Origin of the sequence: Leucobacter coleopterorum, from assembly GCF_011382985.1 — a bacterium.
In the GTDB taxonomy this organism is placed as follows: domain Bacteria; phylum Actinomycetota; class Actinomycetes; order Actinomycetales; family Microbacteriaceae; genus Leucobacter; species Leucobacter coleopterorum.
Genome location: NZ_CP049933.1, coordinates 724,300 through 746,466 on the forward strand (window position 1 = coordinate 724,300; position 22,167 = coordinate 746,466).

Annotated in this window: 19 protein-coding genes and 3 pseudogenes; 18 read left to right on the forward strand and 4 right to left on the reverse strand. The window is 59.3% G+C overall.

Going from position 1 to position 22,167, the window contains the following annotated elements:
- Positions 1–33: 33 nt before the first annotated feature.
- From G7066_RS03325 to G7066_RS03335, 3 genes are read right to left on the reverse strand one after another with little or no spacing between them, the layout of a single operon-like run.
- Positions 34–936 (reverse strand): helix-turn-helix domain-containing protein, encoded by a 903-nt coding sequence (locus G7066_RS03325; protein ID WP_166328973.1) that lies wholly within the window; start codon positions 934–936, stop codon positions 34–36.
- Positions 937–964: 28 nt separating this feature from the next.
- Positions 965–2,050, reverse strand: coding sequence for an LLM class flavin-dependent oxidoreductase (locus tag G7066_RS03330; protein WP_166328974.1), 1,086 nt, complete (start codon positions 2,048–2,050; stop codon positions 965–967).
- Between the two features lie 53 nt (positions 2,051–2,103).
- The gene (locus tag G7066_RS03335; RefSeq protein WP_166328975.1) at positions 2,104–2,478 is read right to left on the reverse strand and encodes a DUF2568 domain-containing protein; all 375 of its coding nucleotides are present in this window, start codon (positions 2,476–2,478) and stop codon (positions 2,104–2,106) included.
- A 160-nt stretch (positions 2,479–2,638) separates the two neighbouring features.
- On the opposite strand from G7066_RS03335, the gene G7066_RS03340 reads away from it, so the two are divergent.
- The 14 genes and pseudogenes from G7066_RS03340 to G7066_RS03395 all read left to right on the forward strand — a co-directional run bounded on the left by G7066_RS03340 (position 2,639) and on the right by G7066_RS03395 (position 16,560).
- Positions 2,639–4,054, forward strand: coding sequence for a ferredoxin reductase family protein (locus G7066_RS03340; protein ID WP_166328977.1), 1,416 nt, complete (start codon positions 2,639–2,641; stop codon positions 4,052–4,054).
- Positions 4,054–4,464 carry an FMN-binding protein gene (locus G7066_RS03345; RefSeq protein ID WP_166328978.1) on the forward strand — a complete coding sequence of 137 codons (411 nt, stop codon included), beginning with the start codon at positions 4,054–4,056 and terminating at the stop codon, positions 4,462–4,464. The genes G7066_RS03340 and G7066_RS03345 overlap by 1 nt, the downstream gene beginning before the upstream one ends.
- Positions 4,465–4,669: 205 nt before the next feature.
- A complete protein-coding gene (locus tag G7066_RS03350; protein WP_166328980.1) occupies positions 4,670–5,257 on the forward strand; it encodes an FAD:protein FMN transferase in 588 nt (195 codons plus the stop codon).
- Between the two features lie 32 nt (positions 5,258–5,289).
- Positions 5,290–5,961: a response regulator transcription factor gene (locus G7066_RS03355; protein WP_244303246.1), complete on the forward strand. Its 672-nt coding sequence runs from the start codon at positions 5,290–5,292 to the stop codon at positions 5,959–5,961.
- A 388-nt stretch (positions 5,962–6,349) separates the two neighbouring features.
- On the forward strand, positions 6,350–7,204 hold the full coding sequence (locus tag G7066_RS03360) for a sensor histidine kinase (protein WP_166328984.1): 855 nt from the start codon (positions 6,350–6,352) through the stop codon (positions 7,202–7,204).
- Between the two features lie 112 nt (positions 7,205–7,316).
- Positions 7,317–7,499: pseudogene (locus G7066_RS17310) on the forward strand (amidohydrolase family protein); the annotation flags it as partial.
- 113 nt (positions 7,500–7,612) lie between these two features.
- Positions 7,613–8,431, forward strand: a complete 819-nt coding sequence (locus tag G7066_RS03365; protein WP_341873848.1) for an amidohydrolase family protein — start codon at positions 7,613–7,615, stop codon at positions 8,429–8,431.
- A gap of 46 nt (positions 8,432–8,477) precedes the next feature.
- A pseudogene (locus G7066_RS16840) lies at positions 8,478–8,915 on the forward strand (hypothetical protein); the annotation flags it as partial.
- 113 nt (positions 8,916–9,028) lie between these two features.
- Positions 9,029–10,132 (forward strand): ABC transporter substrate-binding protein, encoded by a 1,104-nt coding sequence (locus G7066_RS03370; protein ID WP_280116287.1) that lies wholly within the window; start codon positions 9,029–9,031, stop codon positions 10,130–10,132.
- Between the two features lie 72 nt (positions 10,133–10,204).
- A complete protein-coding gene (locus G7066_RS03375) occupies positions 10,205–11,182 on the forward strand; it encodes an ABC transporter permease (RefSeq protein ID WP_244303247.1) in 978 nt (325 codons plus the stop codon).
- Positions 11,179–13,581: an ABC transporter ATP-binding protein/permease gene (locus G7066_RS03380; RefSeq protein WP_166328986.1), complete on the forward strand. Its 2,403-nt coding sequence runs from the start codon at positions 11,179–11,181 to the stop codon at positions 13,579–13,581. Before G7066_RS03375 ends, G7066_RS03380 begins: the two co-directional genes overlap by 4 nt.
- Before the next feature lie 118 nt (positions 13,582–13,699).
- Positions 13,700–14,272: an NfeD family protein gene (locus tag G7066_RS03385; RefSeq protein WP_244303248.1), complete on the forward strand. Its 573-nt coding sequence runs from the start codon at positions 13,700–13,702 to the stop codon at positions 14,270–14,272.
- 10 nt (positions 14,273–14,282) lie between these two features.
- Positions 14,283–15,983 (forward strand): flotillin family protein, encoded by a 1,701-nt coding sequence (locus G7066_RS03390; protein WP_166328990.1) that lies wholly within the window; start codon positions 14,283–14,285, stop codon positions 15,981–15,983.
- Positions 15,984–16,023: 40 nt separating this feature from the next.
- Positions 16,024–16,560 carry a PH domain-containing protein gene (locus G7066_RS03395; RefSeq protein ID WP_244303249.1) on the forward strand — a complete coding sequence of 179 codons (537 nt, stop codon included), beginning with the start codon at positions 16,024–16,026 and terminating at the stop codon, positions 16,558–16,560.
- A 30-nt stretch (positions 16,561–16,590) separates the two neighbouring features.
- Here G7066_RS03395 and G7066_RS03400 read toward each other — a convergent pair.
- Positions 16,591–17,177, reverse strand: a pseudogene (locus tag G7066_RS03400) (YqaJ viral recombinase family protein).
- Between the two features lie 344 nt (positions 17,178–17,521).
- Here G7066_RS03400 and G7066_RS03405 point away from each other — a divergent pair.
- From G7066_RS03405 to rplL, 4 genes are all read left to right on the forward strand, one after another.
- Entirely contained in the window at positions 17,522–18,244 is a 723-nt protein-coding gene (locus G7066_RS03405) for a response regulator transcription factor (RefSeq protein WP_166328992.1), read from the forward strand.
- Positions 18,245–18,290: 46 nt separating this feature from the next.
- Positions 18,291–20,747, forward strand: a complete 2,457-nt coding sequence (locus tag G7066_RS03410; protein ID WP_166328994.1) for an HAD-IC family P-type ATPase — start codon at positions 18,291–18,293, stop codon at positions 20,745–20,747.
- A gap of 244 nt (positions 20,748–20,991) precedes the next feature.
- Positions 20,992–21,501, forward strand: coding sequence for a 50S ribosomal protein L10 (rplJ, locus tag G7066_RS03415; protein ID WP_166328996.1), 510 nt, complete (start codon positions 20,992–20,994; stop codon positions 21,499–21,501).
- A gap of 80 nt (positions 21,502–21,581) precedes the next feature.
- The gene (gene rplL, locus G7066_RS03420; protein ID WP_166328998.1) at positions 21,582–21,962 is read left to right on the forward strand and encodes a 50S ribosomal protein L7/L12; all 381 of its coding nucleotides are present in this window, start codon (positions 21,582–21,584) and stop codon (positions 21,960–21,962) included.
- The last annotated feature ends 205 nt before the right edge of the window (positions 21,963–22,167 follow it).

The following is a 22,167-nucleotide window of genomic DNA, read 5'->3' on the forward strand; positions in this document are numbered from 1 at the left end:
CAGTGCTGGTTATGCAGCGGGCGCCTGTGCTGGTTATGCCGCGGGTGTCTGCGTTGCGTCGATGCGCCAAGCTGACGGTGACTTGCCAACGTGACGCCGGAAGGCGCGGCTGAAGCCGTCGTCCGAACCGTAGCCGATCATGCGTGACACCTCGGAAACACCAACCCCTTGAGCAAGCAGCTCTTGCGCTGAGCGGATTCTCACCTCGGTGACGTAATTCACCGGTGACACCCCGGTTGCAGATCTGAAGCGTTCGGCAAAAGAGGAACGTGACATCGCTCCAGCCTTGGCGAGGGTGTCGAGGGTCCATTCTTTACCGGGATCGGCGTGGATCGCCTCGACCACTCGATCTAAAAATGGGTCATTCGTAGACGATGGCCACCCGGCCGGGGCGCAGCCACGCAGCACCCAAGCCCGAATGACCGTCACGAGTACAGTGTTTGCCATCATCTTGCACACCACCGAGCTGCCGATCTGATCGGCGCAGGGGTCTTGATCGTAGCTGACGTCTGGGCCGAGCTGTGAGGCAAGAGCTGCAACGGCCGGCTCACTTGTTAGCAGGTCACGCACGGTAATGGTGTCTGGCAGCAACGCAAGAAGGTGCGCCGCAGATTCGGTGAAGTCGAGTGACGACACAAAAATAAACGCGGGATCGGAGGTTCGCAGCGAGTGGGGGTGCTGGCCGGTAAAGAGCAGGGCGTCACCGCTCGTGTACTGCGCTGCACGAGAAAGTGTGTCCACACCAATGGTGCCGTTGATCACATAGACCAGTGTCACGCTGTTTTTTGGTACCGCGATGACGTCTTTGGGCTTCAGCGTGACGCGGTGCTGACGCAGCAGGCGAGCGTCAATGCCCGCGAGCACGCGGTCGATGGCCGCAGCGGAATTGCGCGGAGCCAAGGGCGCCGAGCTGTCGGCGAGCGGGAGGGAACTCATGCGGGAGACAACGCTGGGATGCCTCCCGCTATTCCGCGTAGCTCTCGGCCAGCAGTTCGCGTACGCGCGGGATCACCGCGGTGCCGTAGAGTCCGATGCTTGAGATGAGTTGCTCGTGCGGCATCGTGCCGCTCGAGTACTTGAGATCGAAGCGATCAGCCCCGAGTGTGCGCACGGTTGCGGCTATGCGCTGCGCGACCGTTTCGGCAGAGCCAACATACAGGGACCCAGAATCTGCCTCGCGTTCAAACTCGGCGCGAGTGGTGTTCGGCCAGCCTCGTTCGGAACCGATGCGGTTACGGTTCTTCTCGAAGTGCGGCCACAACTGATCTCGAGCCTCCGCGTCGGTCTCGGCGACATGCCCCGGTGAGTGCACGCCTAAGGGCATCGGGGCGCGGCCCAGCTCGTCCTGTGTCTGCCGGTACAGGTTTGCGAACGGCAAGAAGCGGGAAGGATCACCACCAATAATAGCGAGCATCATTGGGATGCCTGATTGCACGCTACGCAGCACCGAGTGCGGGCTGCCGCCGACACCGATCCAGGAACGCACTCCGTTCGGCTGCTCCGTTGTCGGGTAGATGTGCTGATTTACGAGTGGACTGCGGTGTTTGCCCGACCAGGTCACCGGACCTTCGCGGCGTAGCAGATCGAACAGGTCGAGCTTTTCTGCAAAGAGCGCCTCGTAGTCACTGAGGTCGTAACCAAATAGCGGGAAGGACTCGGTGAACGAGCCTCGCCCGAGGATCACCTCTGCGCGCCCGTTGCTCACCGCGTCGAGCGTCGCGAAGCGTTGGTAGACTCGCACGGGATCGTCGCTCGACAGAATTGTCACACCGGTTCCCAGCAGGATCCGCTCGGTCTTTCCCGCGATGGCCGCGAGCGTGATTTCGGGTGCACTGATGGCGAAGTCATCGCGGTGGTGCTCACCGAGAGTGATTGCGTCAATGCCGAGCTGGTCGGCGAGAACCGCCTGCTCAACAACGTTGCGGAGAACCTGGGCGTGACTCTCGGGTTCGCCACTTGGGGTGTGGGTGATGTCGCCGAAGGTATCGAGGCCGAGGATCAGCTCGGCGGCATTCGCACCGGCGACCGCTTGAATGGGGGAGTTGCTCATGCCGACTGTAACGGCGCTGACTGCCTCTGTATTCCGGGAGGTCGGCCTTGAGGCTAGCGACGCGGCGTCGAAGCGAGGTAACCGACAGTCGCCGCGATGATGCCGAACAGCGCGGCCCACACCCAGAAGATGCCGAAGGTCAGCATTGCGGCGACCGCAGCCGCGAGCAGCAACAACTCAACGAGCGCCTGCCCGAAGCGATCAGTTCGTAGCACCGGTCGCGGGGAGAGGAAGAGCGCCCAGAGGAGCACCGAAAGTACAAGAAACCCGATGCCGGTCAGGACGCCAGGGAAGGGAAGCGGCCACTCGACAAATCCCCACACCGTCACCGCGACGATGGCGATGAGGTGGAAAGCTCCGCGCAACAGCACCAGGGTAGAGCCTGTGCGGGCGGACTGTGCGGGGGAAGGATCAGAAGTGCTGGTCACCCGTACAGCTTACCGGCAAGACAGGTTTTCAGAGTTGCGCCCCTGGTCGACCGGCGACCTTGCGCGACGAAGCGGACTTCGCATCTCTTCTAAGAATGCTGGAAGATTTTCGCTGGATCATGAACTCACGCGCTTACGAAACGCAAGTGAGGAGACGGCAATGACTGTCATAGATCGATCCCAGAAGCTCTTGAAGCCACCTCTGAGCTCCTCGAAGGTGCGCCTACCTGCTGCCTCCCGTAAACGACTATTGGTTTTTGACGTGCTCATTGTGGCGTGCTGGGTGTCTACCGGAGTTGCGGTGGCGCTCTACCTCTCCTCAGGTGGATTAGCCGCGGTGGTGGATCCTGGCACCGCGCTTGAAGGCGCTGGGATTGTCGCCGGCCTGATAGGCACGAATCTGATTTTGATCATGCTGGTGCTTGCCGCACGCATTCCTCTGATTGACCGGGCGGTAGGTCAAGACAGAGCGATGATCCTGCACGGCAAACTGGGTAAGCCCGCACTGCTCTTGCTGATTGCTCACGGGCTGCTGCTGACTGTTGCCTACTCGCTCGAAAACGGGGACGGCATCGTGTCTGAGACCGCCGCGCTCCTGGGTACCCCAGACATGCCTACCGCCTATGTGGGGTTGGGGCTAATGCTTGTTGTTGTTGGCACATCGATTGTTGCGGTGAGAAAGCGTCTGCCCTACGAGGTGTGGCATGCGATTCATCTGGTGAGCTACGCTGCGGTGGTGGTGGCGTTGCCACACCAGCTCAGTGCTGGAGCCGTGCTCGGAGAAGGAACCCTGCAGCGAACCTACTGGATCACCCTCTACGTCGTGGCTTTTGCGTCGATTCTGGTGTTCCGGTTTGTGCGTCCGATCGTGGCGACGTTGAAGCACTCGTTCAGGGTGCTCGCGGTGGAGCGGGTCTCGAACGACGTTGTGTCAATTTATCTCTCGGGAGACAACCTGGATGCCTTCCAAGCGGTTGGTGGACAGTACGCGGTGTGGCGATTCTGGTCACGAGGGACCTGGTGGCATGCCCATCCGCTCTCTTTCTCAGCAGCTCCGAACCCGGCCGCTGTTCGTGTGACACTCAAGGTGAGCGGTGCTGGAACCCGCGCGATAGCCGGGGTGAAACCAGGAACACGGGTGAGTTTTGCCGGACCCTACGGAACATTTACGAGCAAGACCCGCACTTCGCCGTACCTGTCAATCATGTCGGCCGGAATTGGGGTCACCCCGGTTCGTGCGCTGCTCGAACACTCCGCACTCCGCCCGGGAGAAGCCACCATTCTGTTGCGCGGAAGCGATAGCAGTCAGACCTATCTTTGGGGTGAGGTCGAGCGCCTTGCTCAGCTCACAGGTTCCTCTATCTCGGCGATGGTGGGTCGACGGGCCAGCGGACAATCTTCGTGGATGTCGGCTGAGGCCGCCTCGAACGGAGTGTCACTACTCAGCTTGTTTCCCCACTTACTCGAGTCAGATTTTTACTTCTGCGGTCCAAAAGGTTGGGCGAACGCAGTACTTCTTGAGGCGCGGGCCGCGGGGCTGCAGCCTCATCAAATCCACGTAGAGAGGTTTGACTGATGAGAAAACGTGCACTTGCAATCGGTATTCTTTCGACCTCGGCGGTGCTCGGTGTTGGGTGGCAAATCGGGACGACGATTCAGCCAGCCATTTCGACGGCAGCTCCGACTCAGACCCAGGCTGTGACTGGTGTTGACGGAACGTTCGTTGGCGCAGTCTCACAGACTCCCTATGGCAATGTCCAAGTGCAGATTACGGTTGCCAAGGGAACCATTACCGACGTATCGGCGCTTCACTTGACCGACTCGAACGGCAGATCAGTGAGTATTAGTAACCGGGCCGAACCCGTGCTGCGTCAAGAAGCGCTGAACGCCCAATCTGCATCGATCCAGTCGGTCTCGGGGGCAACCTACACGAGCGAGGGGTACATCTCCTCGCTGCAAGCCGCTATTGATCAGGCAGGACTCTAATCATGTTCACTCACGTCTTTTCCACCATGGGTACGGTTGTGAGCATCCAGTCTCTTGCGCCGCTTCGTGACGAGGTGGCGCGGGGTGTTGAACGAGTATTTGCAGAGTACGACCATCGTTTTAGCCTGTACCGACCAGACTCAGAAGCCTCCCAAATTGCGGGGGCGAACTCTCCCTTACCCGCGCTAGCGAGGCATTTCGCCGTGTGTATGCCCAATCTGTTGAGTGGGAACAGCTCACAGACCGAGCATTCACTCCCTACAGGCCTGACGGCGTGCTTGATCTGAGCGGCATCGTGAAGGCGGTCGCGATCGCGGCGGCAGGGAAGTTGCTTGAGGATCAGGGCCCCGCGAACTGGATGCTCAACGCAGGGGGTGATCTGCTGGCAGCGGGTGCCGCCGGTGACGGTTCGTGGAGATTTGGGATCGTTGACCCCTCCGATAGAGCCCGACTGCTTTGTGCGGCATCACTTGAAGGGGCCCAGAAGGCAGTGGCGACGTCGGGCACCTCAGAACGTGGGGACCACATTTGGCGCACGAACGAGCGCTCCGACATTCAGCAGGCCACCGTGGTTGCGGGGTCTATTGAAAAAGCGGATGTGCTGGCAACAGCCATTGTCTCTGGTGGCTCCGAGACCATGCAGAGTGTGCTTGAGTATCGAGACGTAGATGTTGTTGCGGTGGATACACAAGCAACTATCTGGGCATCGCCTCGGTTGCGCTGCAACTCCACTCTGCAAGCAGCACCCCAGCAATCTCCTGCGTTTAGCGCCATGAAACTCCAAACTGCATGACTGTCTGGTGGAGTTCTTCCTATAATTCAGGTGTGACGGAAACGGCCAGAGTTCTCGTGGTGGAGGATGACCCACGCCTCCTATCAATGCTGGTTGATCTGTTGCGGTCAGAGGGGTACGAAGTGGTGTCGGCCCGAGACGGTCAACGAGGGTTGCACGAAGGGCTCACGCAGCGCTTTGATGTGCTGTTGCTCGACCGTGGGTTGCCCGCCATCGAAGGACTCGATGTGCTCACAAAACTCCGGTCTCGTGGTGTGCTCACCCCAGCACTTATTCTTTCAGCGCTCGCGAACCCCGCTGACCGGGTAGAAGGGCTTGACCGAGGCGCCGAAGATTACCTCTCAAAGCCGTTCGATATTGACGAGCTTCTCGCCCGCATTCGTGCGCTACAGCGGCGGGTACTCTCGAGCACACCGGTGCTGTCCATTCCCGGTGGTTCTCTTGACACCCAGAGTCGTGCGATTTCGCAGAAAGAAGGATCTGTGATCCACCTCTCTGAACGGGAGTGTGACCTGCTTGAACTGTTTGCGCGGCACCCTAGCCAGGTGTTCTCACGCGCTGACCTTCTGCGCGGGGTGTTCCCAGAAGCCGAGGATCTTGGCATCATCGACACTTACGTGCACTATCTCCGCAAGAAGAATGGTCGAAACACCGTCGAAACCGTGCGGGGAATCGGGTATCGACTCGGGCGGATGCCGTCGTGACGAGTTCAAAGCGTTCGTTTGTGCGGCGACCGGGTATGCTCGCGCGGCTCACCGCGCAATTTGCGGGTCTCATCTTCGTAATTCTGGCGCTGGTGGGCGTGCTGGTGTACTCAATCGTTGCGGGCAGTACTGACGAGGCCAACGAGCGCGCGCTGCAGAGCGCCGTTCGTATGGATTCTCCCCAGGACGCGCCCAGCGATATGCTGGTGACCTTCTGGGGCGGCCCGCAGCGACCTGACCGGGCTCAGGTTCCACCCAAACTTCCGCCCGGACTGCCGGACACAGACGCAATAGAGCGGGTCGCGCAGACTGGCGCTGAAGAAGTTGGCCGAGTGACTATTGGCGGTGATCCTTTTCTGGTTTTGACCTCTCCGCAGGGGATCGTGTTGTGCAGGTCGCACTCAACACACACGAAACAGAGGAAGAGCTGCGGCGCTTATTGGCAGCGCTGCTCGCGTCGGGTCTCGTGGCGACGCTGGTTGGCGCCGGTCTTGCAGCTCTCATGGCCAGGCGTGCGATGCGTCCAATGGCGGAGGCACTCGCCATCCAGCGGCGCTTCATAGCTGACGCAAGTCACGAGCTTCGTACGCCACTCACTCTCATGAGCACACGAGCGCAAATGTTACGACGCAGCGCTGTCGCTGCGAATGAAGACCCAGCTGGTCTAGATGAATTGATTACTGACGCGAACCAATTGACCGAAATTTTAGAGGATCTTCTTTTGGCGGCTGACCCGCGCGCTGATGGAGAACTGGAGACAGTTGAGTTGGTCGGGGTCGCCCGTGAAATCTATGCTCGCTTCACAGAATATGCCGCCGAGAGATCGATTGTGCTGAAGCTTGGGCATGTTCCTGCGCACGCGCTGGTGCGGGCCAGAGCTGCTGCGTTGCAGCGTGCAGCGACAGCCCTGCTCGAGAATGCGCTCGATCACGCCGAGTCGAGTGTGGTGATCGAGGTGAGGCATGAAGCAAAACGTGTGCTGTTTGAGGTCTTGGACGACGGCCCCGGTTTGCCCGTGGATGCTGAGCAGCACCTGTTCGAACGGTTTGCGAGCAGCCGGGTACACAACCGTGACTCCGAGCCGCGCTCGGGTCGCCACTACGGACTCGGACTCGCCCTTGTCTCTGAGATAGCTCACCGCTTCGACGGGGGAGTGTACGCCACCTGTGCGCCGGGTGGCCGCGGTGCGCGAATTGGTGTGTGGTTGCCAGCTACGAACACAACCGAGCGTGCGGCGCAGTGAATAGGGGTGGAGGCGTCCAGCCGGATGCGACCGGTGGGCACCGGGGGCTGCAGAAGCGGCACACTCGCTCCGTGTGCTGACGGATCGTGGCGATTTTACGCAACCCACTCGTGTGAGCTGGGCCGACGGTACGTTTGCGCTGGGAGGTGACCCGCAGCCCACGGATCTTGACGGCACTGGGCTCTGGATCATTCCGGGAGTCGTTGATGCACACCTGCACGCGGCCTGGCACGAGTTTGCTGCCTCCGACAGGGAATCCGCGGATCCCGAGCACGTGCGATTGGCAACCGCCGCCGCACTCGCACGCACCCTTGCCGCGGGTGTGACGAGTGTGCGTGACGCTGGTGGGCTCACAGCGGCTGCACTGCGTGGGGTTCCGGGGGCACGCGGCCTCGTGTGCAGCTCTCGGTGTCTCTTATTGATCGTGCTGCGGCCGACGCGGCCGGGGGTGTTGCTGCGGCTGCTGAGCACGCACTTGCGTCGGGGGCACGGTGGATCAAGCTTGTCGCAACCGCGGGGGTCGCTGCCTCGCCATCCGCCGAGTTAGATCCCGCGTTTTCGCGAGCGGAACTGCGTGACGCGGTGTGCCGAGCAGATCGAGAGGGGGCAGGTGTGATGGTGCACGCTTGGGGCGGAAGCGCCATAGACGACGCGATTGCTGCGGGGGCGATGAGTATTGAACACGGCATGTACATGACTTCCGCGCAGGCAGCGCATGCTGCCGCAAACGGCATGACCTATGTGCCCACACTTCGTATCTACCGCCTGGTGCAACGCATGATTATCGAGAAGAAATTGCCGCGGGCGTTCCGTGCCCGGGTCGACGATGCAGTTGCGGTGCATCCCGGGGCCGTCCTGCGAGCCCGCGACGCGGGGCTCACTGTCGCGCTCGGCACCGATTATGGTACTTCGCAGCAACACGGCACAAACCGCCTCGAGTTTGATGCTCTCTTGGGTGCCGGGTTGAGTCCTGAAGAAACGTTACTTGCAGCCACCCGCTCTGGTGCGGCCCTGCTCGCGAGGGTAGCGGCTGATCCTGCGGCGTTGCCTGACGGCCGGATCGCGGAGGGCTCTATCGCCGATGGTGTCATCTTGCGAAAAAACCCTTTGGAACCAAGCGGGTTCGCTGATCCCGAAACCGTTGAGGCCGTCATAGTGGCGGGAAGGATGATCGGCGCGAAACAACTTGCAGAATTGCGCTCGCTAGGTGGGTGCCCGACAGAGTGATTGAACTGGTTTAGTGCCACGTGGCCAAAGTGGTCCATCCGTGCTGATGGTTGTACGGTCAGTTAATAGACCATTTTGCTGCGCTCAATTGCGCACCTCAACGGAAGGACTAGCCGTGCTTCGCCAGATCAGAACCCGACGCAGGGGACTCACCCTCGCGGCCTCAGCCCTTGCCGCTGCCCTCTTGCTCAGCGGGTGTGCGTCGGGCGCTGCCCCCGCAGAGACCCAGGGCGGCGGCGCAGCAAAGCCCGTGAGTGGCGGCACCCTCACCTTTGGTCGGGTGGCAGCCGTGAATGACCTCGATCTCAATCAGCAGATCACGGCCAACAATGCATTTGCGATCGACAAGATTTTCGAGCCTCTCGTCAGCTTTGACGAAAAGGGGAAACTTATCCCGTGGCTTGCCGACTACGCGGTTTCTGACGACGGTCTGAGCTACGTGTTTACGCTGCGGGACGGGCTTCAGTTTTCGAACGGCAAAGCTGTGACACCAAAAGATGTCGACTTCTCGCTCAGCCGCCACCTCAAAGTTGAGGGGCCGCTGCCGCTGGGGCACCCATTGAGTCGATTACAGAGACCGGTGAGCGTGAGGTCACGATCACCCTCAGCGAGAAGTACACGCCGTTTTTGTCGGAGCTGGCGGGGTTTTCGAACGGCATTTTCCCTGCAGATTTTGGCGGTAAGCCTGAGAAAGAGTTTTTCAAGAGCCCAGTTGGTACCGGTCCGTTTGTTGTTGACAAGTGGGATCCGAATGGTGACATCAGCTTCGTGAAGAACACACACTACTGGCAGAAGGGGAAGCCGTACCTCGACGGTCTCGTCTACAAGTTCATCGCTGACGACACACAACTACAGCAGCAGCTTGCCGCCGGTCAGATTGACGCGATCGATACCGTGCCAGCAGCGAACGCGGCTGCTATTGACTCCGCTGGCGATACGGTGCTCTCAAAGACCGAATCCTGGTCGACTGAGCAGGTGTTCTTTAACACACAGCGTAAAGAGTTCGCTGATGAGCACGTGCGTCGCGCCATCGCCCATGCCCTCGACCGCGAGGGGATCACCGGGGCAACCACCTTTGACACGGCCGAAGTGGCCAACGTGCTTCTGCCACCGAGCATCCTTTATTCGGCGAACGATGAAAAGGGAATTGCACTCTCCCACGACGTCGCGGCGGCCAAAAAGGAACTCGCGGCCTCTGCGTTCCCAGATGGCTTCTCTGTCACGCTGCTGCTCGCGAGCGGCAATTCGCAGCGCGCCCAGATCGCCCAGGCTGTTCAAGAGCAATTGGCAGAGATCGGGATCACAGTCAAGATCGAGCAACTCGACATCGCCGTGTTCCGCGAGCGCTTCTTTGCCTACGACTACGACTTCATGCTGAATAGCGGGCAGTCAGACGCACCCGACCCCAACGGGTTCATTACCTTCCAGGCCGACCCGGACGGTTTCAGCAAGTCGTACTGGACGCACTATTCAAACGACGAGGTGACCAAACTCATGCTTAAGGGGCGCGCCACACCGGACGGGCCCGAGCGCGAGGCAATCTACCGCAAGATTCAGCAGATTCTCGCGGACCAGGTGCCATACATTCCGCTGTTCTTCCCGTCGAACCTCAAGGCGACGACCGACAAAGTACACGATTTTGCAGTGTTGCCGAACGGCAGCGTGCGCTTTGAAGATGCGTGGATCGAGGCAGTCAGCTAGCTGAGGCACTTTCGCAGGCGTCGCTGAACGACGCAACCCGGAGCAGTTCGAGATGCAAGATAGTGTGAACTCGTGGTGAAGCAGGCGATGATGACAGTCGCTCGGGTGACCGGGCGGCTGCTTGCGCGTGTGCTTCCCGTGATGCTCGGTGTGGTTATTGCCGTCTTTTTTCTACTGAGGCTGGTACCGGGAGACCCCGCACGCATGATTCTTGGTGAGCGGGCGACTCCAGAGTCTATCGCTGCCCTGCGTGAACAGCTTGGTCTTGATCTGCCGCTGTGGCAGCAGTTCTGCAACTTTGTGGCGCAGTTGTTCACCCACTTCGATACGGGTAACTCTCTGGTCACGGGCACCTCCACACGTTTGCTCATCGCTGAACGCGCACCTGTGAGCCTAGGAATTGTTGCGCTTGCGGTGGTGCTTGCAATCGTCATCGCCGTTCCTTTGGCCGTCATGGCGGCGCGTAACAGAGACGGTTTCGTAGACCACGTTGTAAGAATTTTGCCCACGGTAGGCATGGGCATGCCGCTGTTCTGGGTCGGCCTGCTGCTCATCATCGTGTTTGCCGTCCAACTGCGCTGGTTTCCCGTCGGTGGAGTTGGATCGGGGCCGGGTGAACCGCTGCGGAGCCTGTTTCTGCCAGCGCTTGCGGTTGCGCTCGGACTTGCTCCGCCGCTCATTCGATCTCTGAGAACTCAACTTGTTGAAGTGTTTGAGGCTGATTTTGTAACGACGTTTAGGGCGGCCCGGGTGCCCGAACGACGTATTCTAGGGAGACACGTGCTGCGAAACTCGGTGCTTCCCACCCTCACGCTGTTAAGCGTCAGCACTGCGTACCTGATCGGTGGCACGCTCGTTGTCGAGAAAGTTTTTGGTGTTAACGGTCTTGGCACACTGCTGTTTCAATCAATCGGGAGCCGAGATTTCCCCGTGGTTCAGGGAGTTGCACTGTATTGCGCCGTTCTCGTCGTCCTCGTGACGACGGTTGCGGGAGCGCTTGCTGCGCTGCTTGATCCACGGTTGCGGTCGGCCAAGGGGAATCCAACATGAGGGCGTGGCGGCGAGCGCTGCACTCGCCCACGTTGCTCGCGGGTTCCCTGCTGTTCGCCGTGATCGTGCTCCTCGCGTTTTTCGCGCCCGTGATCGCACCCTATTCGCCGACCTCACAAGATCTCTCCGGTGGGTTGCTTCCGCCCTCACCTGAGCACTGGTTTGGAACCGACCAACTCGGCCGAGACGTGCTCTCACGCATGCTGTTCGCCGCACAAACTGATCTTCGTGTTGCGCTCGCCGCTGCGGCTGCACCGTTTGTGATCGGGGTGACGGTGGGGCTTGTCTCGGGATACTTCGGTGGCGCGACAGACTGGCTTGCCTCGCGCGTCACCGACACCGTCATTGCGTTCCCCTTTTACGTGATTGTGATTGCGATTGTGTTTGCGGTTGGTGCGGGCGAGATCGGCATCATCGTTGCGTTCGCCCTCGTCGGGTGGACCGGCTATGCGCGCGTGTTGCGCGCGATGGTTTCTGCGCTGCGTGATTCTGGTTGGGTTCAAGCGGCGCGTGGCGGTGGTTTTTCGCACGCGCGTGTGTTGGTTCGACATATCTTGCCAAACATTCTTCCGCAAGCCCTCGCGCTGCTTGCCAGTGAGATTGTGCTGATTATGGTGGCCATTGTGACGCTGGGCTACCTTGGCCTGGGAATCCAGGCACCAACGCCGGAGTGGGGTACGATGATTGCTGATTCCCAGCAGTTCATCACCACTCACTGGTGGTTGAGCACTCTTCCGGGACTCGCTGTGGTCGTGACCGGCATCGCGTTTTCACTGCTGGGCGACGGGCTCGGAGATGTGTTGCGTGTCGCTGGCGGTCCCGATCGTTCAAGACGTCTCACCGCGAAGGTTAGCTCGCTCCGGCGCAACGGTGAAATCACTCCCGGTGCGGTGCGGCTGAGGGGACTCAGGGTTGTGACCACCGGTTCAGCTGAACCACGTGAGCTGGTGAAGGGCATTGATCTCGACGTTCAACCCGGTGAGGCCGTGGGACTTGTGGGTGAGTCCGGCGCAGGCAAGAGCCTGACGCTGCGTGCGATCCTCGGGTTGATGCCTCGAGGGACACGAGTGTTAGAGCATCATGAGTCAGGGACGAGCGCTGTTGCTGGCGGCACCATTGGCATGGTGTTTCAAGATCCACTCACCGCTCTTGACCCGCTCTCCAGAGTAGGATCTCAGCTTCGTGAAGCTCTTAAGGTGGACGGGAGAGCGTCGCAACACCAGGTACGTAGCCTGTTGGAAATGGTGAGGCTCCCCGACCCTGAACGGATTGCGCGCTCGTATCCGCATCAACTGTCGGGTGGACAGCGGCAGCGCGTAGTCATAGCAATGGCACTCGCTGCTGATCCTGCGGTGTTGCTCTGCGACGAGCCGACCACCGCGCTGGATGTGACGGTGCAGAGTGAGGTACTCACGCTGCTGCAGCAATTGCGGCGAGAGCGCGGCTTGACACTTATTTTTGTGAGCCATGACCTTGCAGTGGTGGCTTCGGTGTGCGAGCGCATAGTGGTGATGCGCCAGGGTAGAATTATAGAGACCGGAAAGACTCGCCAGATCGTGAATGCTCCTCGTGAGGCGTATACTCGGGCGCTCGTGAACGCAGTGCAGGAGCTGCCGCCCGTGTCGTCAATTCGGGACGGCCTTCCGGCACCTCGCTCCGGCGTCACCACTAAGGGCAGCGCTGCCATTGAGCTTGAAGTCCGTGCAGCAGAGATTCGATACGGTGGTGTTGCCGCGGTGAAGAATGTCTCGTTCCAGGTCGAGTCAGGTGGGGCTCTCGGTATTGTTGGTGAGTCCGGGTCTGGCAAGACCAGCATTGCGCGTGCGATTGCGGGTCAGCTGTCATTGGTGAGTGGTGATGTGCTTTTTGAGGGAAATAATCTGAACGGCAGGCGTGATCCGCGAATTCAGCTGGTGCAGCAGGAGCCCGCTTCTTCGCTCAATCCACGCATGAGCGTTGCCCAAACGCTTCGCGAATTTCTGAGGCACCACCGTAACCCCACATCGGTTGAAGAGCTTCTGGCGCTCGTGCACCTGGAAGTTGAACTGGCGGACGCCTACCCCCACGAGCTTTCTGGTGGACAAAAGCAGCGCGTCGCGATCGCGCGAGCGCTCGCCGCAAGACCGCGGGTTCTTCTTGCAGACGAGATAACGAGCGCGCTTGACCTCTCTGTGCAAGCAGCAATTATCAAGCTTCTGGCGGATCTGCGGCGAGATCTGGGGCTCACACTGCTGTGCATCTCTCATGACCTTGGAGTCGTGCGAGCGCTATGCGATGCAGTCGTAGTAATGCGGAGTGGCGAGGTTGTCGAGATTGGTGGTGCCGATTTCTTCACTGCTCCGCGTACCACATACAGTCGAGACCTACTTGCAGCGGTGCCGAGACTACCGCAGGGTTAATTGTCGGCTGAGAGGACTGGTGAGACCCGGAGTATCTCTTCGGCACTGCCCTTTGCTTCCGCATAGGTAGACTGGAGCGAATTGGTAGTCACAATGGAGGCGGACTTTGGACGGCGTCATGAACTGGGTTGATCGGCTCCTTGACGGTTCCCTCTTTGCGGGTAGCATTTTTCTCGTTATTGGCATCGTTGGTGGTGTGCTGCTGATTCTTTCGCTTGTGCTCGACGGAATCTTTGATGCCTTTGATTTTGGTGATGGTCCACTGAGTCTCACTACCATCGCTGCGTTTACCTCAATATTTGGATTCACCGCTTTTGCCAGTGTGGGGGCTGGAATGGCGACTCCCGTTGCCGCGGTTGTCGGAGCGGTCGTGGGGGTTCTGGGTGGCGCAGCCGCTTGGTGGCTCAGCAGACTCATTCGCAGTGCCGAGTCAAGCACCGCGGTGAGTGGAAGCGATCTGATCGGTGCTGAGGGTGCTGTCGTGCTCGCGATTCCTGAGGCTGGCCTTGGCGAAGTTGCACTGACCATGCACGGGGAGCGGGTATCGCTCGCCGCCTCAGCTGACGCTCCAATAGCGCGCGGTACCGCAGTACGTGTGGTGCAGACCCTCACTTCTACATCAGTCCGCGTTGAGCCGGTCCTCCCCGGGACGGGCTCGACAGATAGCCCAGTCGACCACTCGAACCCTTGATCGGAGCCCCGTGATATTTGCTAGCCCTGCCATTATTGGCATCTTTGGTGCGGTCATCGCACTCGTACTCATCGCGCTTGTCATTATTAAGCGATACCGCATCGCAAAACCCGATGAAGCCATCATTGTCACCGGTGGCAGAGGCAAAGAAGTTGTCGACCAGGTGGGTAACAAGACGCGCGATCTCTCCGGGCAAAAGGTTGTTACGGGCGGCGGGGTTTTTGTGCTTCCGTTTGTTCAGAAATCTTTCACAATTTCGCTGCGTTCTCGTCGGCTCTCAATTGTCACCGGGGCTCAGACCACTGACGGTATTACTATTCAGGCGCAGGCCGTTGCCGTTGTGAAGGTTGGCGGCTCACAAGAGATGATCCGCGCCGCGGCTCAGCGATTCCTCTCGAATTCTGACGAGATCGACGAATCCACCCAAGAAGTGCTTTCTGGTTCGCTACGCTCGATCATCGGTGGGCTCACCGTGCTCCAGATCATTCGGGATCGTGCGGTAGTTGCACAGAGTGTGCTTGAGGCGGCAGAGGAAGCACTAACAAAGCAGGGTCTAGTTGTCGATACTCTGCAGATTCAAGAGATTCGCGACGGCGCCGACTACATCTCGAACATTGGTCGCCCCGAGGCCGCGAAGGTGCGCCAGGAAGCCGATATCGCTGAAACCAATGCGTACCAGGCGTCACAGGAAGCAAAAATTGCTGCCGAGCGGGTGCTGCTTGACCGAAATCGTGAGTTGAAGCTGCGCCAGGCAGAGATCCAGGTAGAGACTGACAAAGCAACCGCGCAGGCATCTGCAGCGGAGCCGCTTGAGCAAGCGATTCAGCAGCAGGCGATTGTTCAGCAGCAGCAGATCACCGCGCAGAAAGAGGTTGCGCTCCGCACCGAGCAGCTGAACGCCGACGTGCGTGCCGTCGCTGAGGCCGAGGCTTACCGTGTTGAGGCCCTCGCGAAGGCCGAGGCCGCGGCCTCCGTTTCAGCGGCCGAGGGTCGCGCGAAGGCCATTGAACGTGAAGGCCTCGCAAACCGTGCGGCGCGTATCGCTGCCTCTGAGGCGGTTGAGGCCGAGGGCAGGGCTGAGGCGGCCGCCCTCGAGGCAAAAGGAACAGCCGAGGCAATTGCAATCGACGCCCGCGCTCGCGCGCTTGAAACGCAGTCGCAGGCGGTGCTTGCTCAAGAACTCATTCAGCTGCTGCCTCAGATCGCTGGCGAGTACGCGCAAGCGATTAGCGCTATCGATAGCATGACCGTTGTTTCTGCAGACGGCACCTCAAAGGTTGCGGCTGACGCGATGGGCAACATCAAAGGCATGCTTGAGATGACGAAGGAGACCGTCGGCATCGACCTGGTCGGAATGCTGAATGGAGTTGTCGTTGGGGGCGCCACTGGCGCCGCGGCAGGTCGCGCTTCGAGCGCTCCACGAGCCGGCTACAACAGGCCCACTGCAGATATCGCGCAGGCTTCACATGGGCGCGAAAGCTCTCAGCTGACTTCGGACACCGTGCAAAAGTTGGGAAATACTGCGGAGTCACTCGCTCGCTCAGCTGAAGGGCTTGCAAGCTCCGCAGAAGAGATCGCTGGTTCGACAACAGACATTGCGTCGAAGGCACAAGCGGCTACGCAACGTGTTGCCGCCGAGAGCGGCGGTGCAGCGACAGAAACCGCTCCTGTTGCCCCGGCTGCAGACGCCGCCGACAACTCAGTGGTGTAGTTGCAACCCCTGACGCCGCCTGAACAGGCACAATAGGGGGATGGCTTCTCGAGACAGTGGTGTGCCGAGCGCAGATTTTGATGCTGCGCTCGGCCCCGTACCCGCAAGTTTTTCACGACCCGAGATTGTGGTGGTGCGGTTTCGTCGCCACGGTAGCCGACTTGTTCTGCCAGTTCTTGTGCTTGTCGCCGTCGCTGCAGCCACAGGCTACTGGGTCGGCGGGCTTCCGAACGCATGGATGAATATCGCCGCGGCGGCGGGTGCTGCATTGCTGGCCCTGTTGTTCGGGATCGTCCCTATTTTGATCTGGTTAACCCGCCGAACAACCATCACCACAAGGCGGATTATTCTGCGGAGCGGGTTTTTTGTTCGACACCGCACTGAGGTCATGCTTGCGAGAGTGCGCGAGGTGAAGTCAAGCCGGACTCTTGCGCAGCGGATGCGTGGCTCAGGTGACGTCGTGCTGCTTCACGGAATTGATCGTACTGTCCTAAGCGATGTGCCAGGATCAGAGGGGTCATCGATGCGCTTCAGGAACTCAGCGAACGAAACTATGAGCACTCCACCAGTGTGGTGAACCCGACTCTGGGGTAACAGAGAAGATGGCTCAGCTGGTACGAGCGATGAGTTCATCGATCAGCTGGCTTGCGAGCTTGACCAGGCGTTCGATTTCCGTTTCGTCGCGGTCAACCCAGCGACACTCAGGATCCCCCACCGGCACGAAGTTTTCGTGACGCTCCCACACCATGAGCGTGCGCTCTGCGCCGAGCACGTACTGCTGCCACCACACCTGGCGAAGGTAGTTCCTTGGGATCGTGCGCCATGCCTTGTTGGTCGTTTTGATCTCGGCGAGTTCTATAGTTCCCTGCTCGCGAAACGCGAGTCCGTCGGGGTGGCAAGGTGTCGCAGATCCGCCTCCGCGTGAAACAATGCCTGGCTTGGAAGGATCCCGTATTCTCGAAGCACCCACGCGGCTATCTCGGGTTCGCGAGCTTTGCCGTGCTCTGTATAAGCATTACCCACAAAACGGCTACCGTGCAGCTTCTCATGTGCTGCGGCATTGATTGAGTGTGGCGTCGATAGCTTTGCGACGTCCGTTGCGGTAATGCCCCGTGCCCGCGCGCGCATCCAAGCCATTCGGTCGGTTCCGTCAGTGACGACTCTTGTGAGATAAGCGGGTGAAAGGTCGTGCATCCTGTAAGTTTGACATGGTGGCCCGAACGTGGCTCCCAACTCGCCGGTTCCTGAGCTGTTTCAAGGGTATGAAGAACGGTACTGTGACCTCGTGTTGTGGGACACGACAAAGAAGTCATTACATTATTGTCTACATGAGTAGATTCGACGGGAAAGTATTAAAAATACTGGAGGAAACCCCCGGTTTTTGGGAGAACTTGTCAGTCTGAATGACTACACTCTCAAAGAGGGGTTCCACGATGGGGACAGCGTGGAGAGTTCAAGCGCCAGCTGTGATTAGGGTCAATCGGTACGAAGGAACCCTGTTTTACAGACGCAATTCGTAATAGGGAATCAGGTAAAAAATGGCAACACAAACACCGAAGAACGGTGGCGGGGACAAAATTCGTGCGCTTATCGTAGACGACGAAGAGTCGATCACGCAGCTTATCGCGATGGCGTTGCGCTACGAGGGATGGCACGTTGATACCGCTTCGAGTGGTCAAGAGGCTCTCGAAAAAATCCGCACGACCTCACCTGATGTCGCAGTGTTTGACATCATGCTCCCCGACTTTGACGGCATGCAGATGCTTTCCCAGCTGCGCAGCTCGGGTGAAATGCTTCCCGTGCTGTTCCTGACCGCGCTCGATTCGGTAGAGGATCGTGTGAATGGTCTGACTGTCGGTGGAGATGACTACGTCACCAAGCCGTTTAGCTTGGAAGAACTTATTGCACGTCTGCGCGGTCTCGTACGCCGCTCTCAGATGACGGCAGCGCTGCAGCCCGACCCCGTGTTGCGTGTGGGTGATCTCACTTTGAATGAAGAGAGCTATGAGGTTGAGCGTGCCGGAGAACCTCTCACCGTCACCAATACAGAGTTCGAGCTTCTGCGGTACCTCATGCGTAACCCGAATCGCGTTCTCTCGAAGGCGCAGATCCTTGATCGCGTTTGGGCCTACGACTTCTCCGGAAAGTCGACGGTGGTTGAGCTCTACGTGTCGTATCTCCGCAAGAAGATCGACACCGGTCGCCCGACAATGCTGCACACGGTTCGCGGTGCCGGGTACATGCTGAAGCCTGCGAACTAACCTCGGCTTCACAAAACTGACTGCAATAACCCCGTAGGCTCGTTCCATGCAATCGGGGACTGAAGAGACACGCGACAAAAGCGAACCGCGTGTCTCTTCAGTGTTTTCCGGGCTCCGTGAAGCGGAAGCTGAGAGGCGGCACCTTGCTGGACTCGGTAACGTTCTGCCAAACGGGTCCAGCCGATCCCTCTGGGAAATTCTCCTCGCGAACGTATTCACGCTGTTCAACGCAATCGTCTTTACGGGCTTTGGGATCTTGCTTGCGCTCGGGCGCTGGCAAGATGCGCTCTTTGGGCTACCGGCACTCTTCAACACGATCATTGGGGTTGTCCAAGAGTTCGGTGCGAAGCGAACGCTTGATCGACTCGCCGTGCTGAACGCACCCACCGCCCGGGTTATGCGTGAGGGGCGCGTCTCTGAAATTGCTCTCGATCGTGTGGTTATGGGCGATCTTTTGGTGCTGCGCACGGGCGACCAGATCACCGCTGATTCCAGGGTTGTGCAGACAGACGAGTTCGGGCCGGGCGGGCTTGAAATCGATGAATCACTGCTCACCGGTGAATCGGTCGCTGTTCGCAAACGTGTTGATGCCGAGGTGCTTTCGGGCTCGAGTGTGGTCGCAGGATCAGGACTGGCCGAGGTGATTCGAGTCGGAGCTAATTCGTACGCCGCCAAGCTGACCTCGGAAGCCCGCAAATTTTCGCTCGTGCGTTCCGAGCTTCGCAGCAGCATCGACCGCCTACTTCGCTGGATCACCTGGGCCTTGGGGCCCATGATCCTGATCGTCGTGAACGGCCAGATGCAAGCGCAGGGCGGCTGGGAAGTCGCAATCGAAAATGGACAGTGGCGCGAGGCCGTCGTGGGTGCTGTTGCTGCGGTGATTGCGATGGTGCCTCTCGGGCTTGTGCTCGTGACCAGCATTGCCTTCGCTGTGAGTGGTGTGGCTCTTGCAAATAGGCAGGTACTGATTCAAGAGTTGCCGGCTGTTGAGGGGCTAGCCAGAGTTGACATACTTTGCTTGGACAAAACGGGCACACTCACAACCGGCGAGATGATGTTTGACCGATCCCACATGCTTCACGAGGTACCAGGGTGGCAACAGGTGCTGGGCTACTTAGGGGAGTCGCCGGAGGCGAACGGGACCGCGCGCTGTCTCGCTGAGCCTTTTGGTAGTGCGACAAACGGTTTTGAGCCGGTCGGTGCGGTGCCGTTTGACTCCGTGCGAAAGTGGAGTGCACTTGCCAGTGATAGCTCCACTGGCTCCGTAACTTCGGGAACCTGGGTGCTTGGTGCTCCTGACTTCGTGCTTGTGTCAGAGGGAGGATCCGATGCGGCTGACGGGCCATTGTCACTGGCGGGTGAACTCGCTGAGGCCGGTCTCAGAACACTGGTACTCGCTTACAGTGCTCAGACAATTCACCTCACCTCCGACGATGATCCCGAATTGCCCGAGGGGCTGATCCCCGTTGCGATGCTCACTTTCCGCGAGCAGGTGAGATCCGACGCCGCGCAAACACTGAGCTATTTTGCTGAGCAGGGCGTTGGCGTCAGAGTGATTTCCGGGGACGATCCGCGAACCGTCTCAGCGGTGGCGCGGGAGGTCGGGCTGAGCAGCGAGGCCGGTTTTGATGCCCGGAAGCTGCCTCAAGACCTGGATCAGCTCGCTGAGGTACTTGAGCGAGAACATGTGTTTGGGCGAGTGACGCCGGCGCAGAAACTCGCGATTGTGCATGCTCTGCAGAGTCGTGGACACGTAGTTGCGATGACTGGGGACGGTGTCAACGACGCGCTCGCGATCAAAGAATCTGATCTTGGCATCGCAATGGACACCGCTGCGCAGGCCACGAAGGCCGTCGCGCGCATCATTCTGCTTGATGGGCGGTTTGACCGTATGCCCGGTGTGGTTGCAGAAGGGCGGAGGGTTATTGCGAACATCGAGCGCGTTTCAATGCTCTTTCTCACTAAAACCACCTACGCCTTCGCGGTTGCTGTTGTGTTTGGTGTGCTCTCCTGGAGCTTCCCCTTTTTGCCGCGACAGCTTTCGATTACCGACGGCCTGACGATCGGCATTCCAGCATTCTTTCTCGCGCTCATGCCTAACGCGACGCGATACCGCTCCGGATTCTTGAAGCGCTCTCTTGCCTTTGCGATTCCCGCGGGGCTCATTGTTACAGCCGGACTCATTGCGCTCAAAATACTTGGGGATCAACTTGGTCCGTTCAGTGTTGAAGAAATGCAGTCCGCTTCGACGTTGACACTCGCGGGGATCGCCCTTTGGGTGCTCGCTGTGATGGCACGGCCTGTGAGTCCATTTCGGATTCTGATTGTGCTCTCGATGTATGCGGGGCTGGCGCTCATCTGGTTGATCCCGCTCAGTCAAGGGTTTTTCCAGGTGACATGGCTGCCGAACCCACTGGGGGCGATAGTGCTTGGCGTCGTAGTGGTCGGCGTGGTGCTTGTTGAGGTTCTGCGAGCTTGGCATCTGCGGTTTACGCGCAAGTGATCCGCCAGCAAAACTGTGCTAAAGTATCCAACGGCCCAAGACCGCCGGTAGGATTCGCAAGAACCCCAGAACGTTCGTGAAAGCGAAGACCAGCGCAGGTACGATTTTCCTTGAGTAGGGATCTGATCCCGAACTTTTTGAAGCTCCGTGCGTGCGCGCCGGAGCTTTTGTTGTTTCATGAGCTCTGAGTGGCACGGCCCTCGAGTAGCATCCGCTACCCGGGTACAACAAGCTAGGGAGCGCCATGGCTACGAAGGATGCTACGGTTGCCGATCTTCAGAAGAAGTTTGAAGAGTCGTCCGCCGTTCTGCTGACTGAGTACCGCGGTCTCACGGTTGCACAGTTGCGGGATCTCCGTAACTCCATCCGCGAGCACGCGACGTACGCTGTGGCGAAGAACACGCTGACCAAGATTGCGGCGAACAAAGCCGGGATCACTGTTTTCGATGACGAGCTTGCCGGTCCTTCGGCTCTCGCTTTCGTTCACGGTGACACCGTTGCTGTCGCAAAGGCACTGCGTGACTTCGCCAAGGCAAACCCTCTTTTGGTGGTGAAGGCGGGCTACTTCGATGGCAAGCCTCTGACCGCCGTTGAGGTAGGCAAGCTTGCCGATCTCGAGAGCCGCGAGGTGCTGTTGGCTAAGGCCGCTGGCGCCATGAAGGCTTCGCTGATCGGTGCTGCACAGCTGTTCAACGCTCTGCCCGCTAAGGCCGCTCGCGGCTTCGGCGCGCTGCAGGAGAAGCAGGACGCATAGATTCGGCTCTTGCCGGTTCGGAACCAATAAGATCCGCTCTTTGCGCAGCTGCGTAAGAGCAAATATCAAGGAGAAACACAATGGCTAAGCTTTCAACAGAAGAGCTGCTTGAGCAGTTCAAGGGCCTCACCCTCATCGAGCTCTCCGAGTTCGTGAAGGCATTCGAGGAGGAGTTCGACGTTTCCGCTGCTGCTCCGGTTGCGGTTGCTGCTGCTGGCCCCGCTGCTGCTGCAGAGGCAGTCGAAGAGAAGGACGAGTTTGACGTCGTTCTCGAGTCGGCTGGCGACAAGAAGATCCAGGTCATCAAGGTTGTGCGCGAGCTGACCGGCCTTGGCCTGGGCGAGGCAAAGGCTCTCGTTGAGGAAGCTCCTAAGAACGTGCTCGAGGGCGCGAAGAAGGAAGCTGCTGAAGAAGCAAAGGCTAAGCTCGAAGAGGCAGGCGCTGGCGTCAAGCTCGCGTAATTCTTTTCGCTTACGCGAATCTGGGCGACTCTCCTGCGGGAGAGTCGCCCTTTTTTGCGCGGGAGAGCTGGTGGTTATAGGGATTGAACTGTCAATGTCTGGGGTCCCTCGTACAGTTTCCTTAGCCGAATAACTGGCGTAATTTCGGGTCATCTGCTACGGTGATCCGGCTGCTGTTCCGCTTAGCCGTGTGGATTGCGACTAA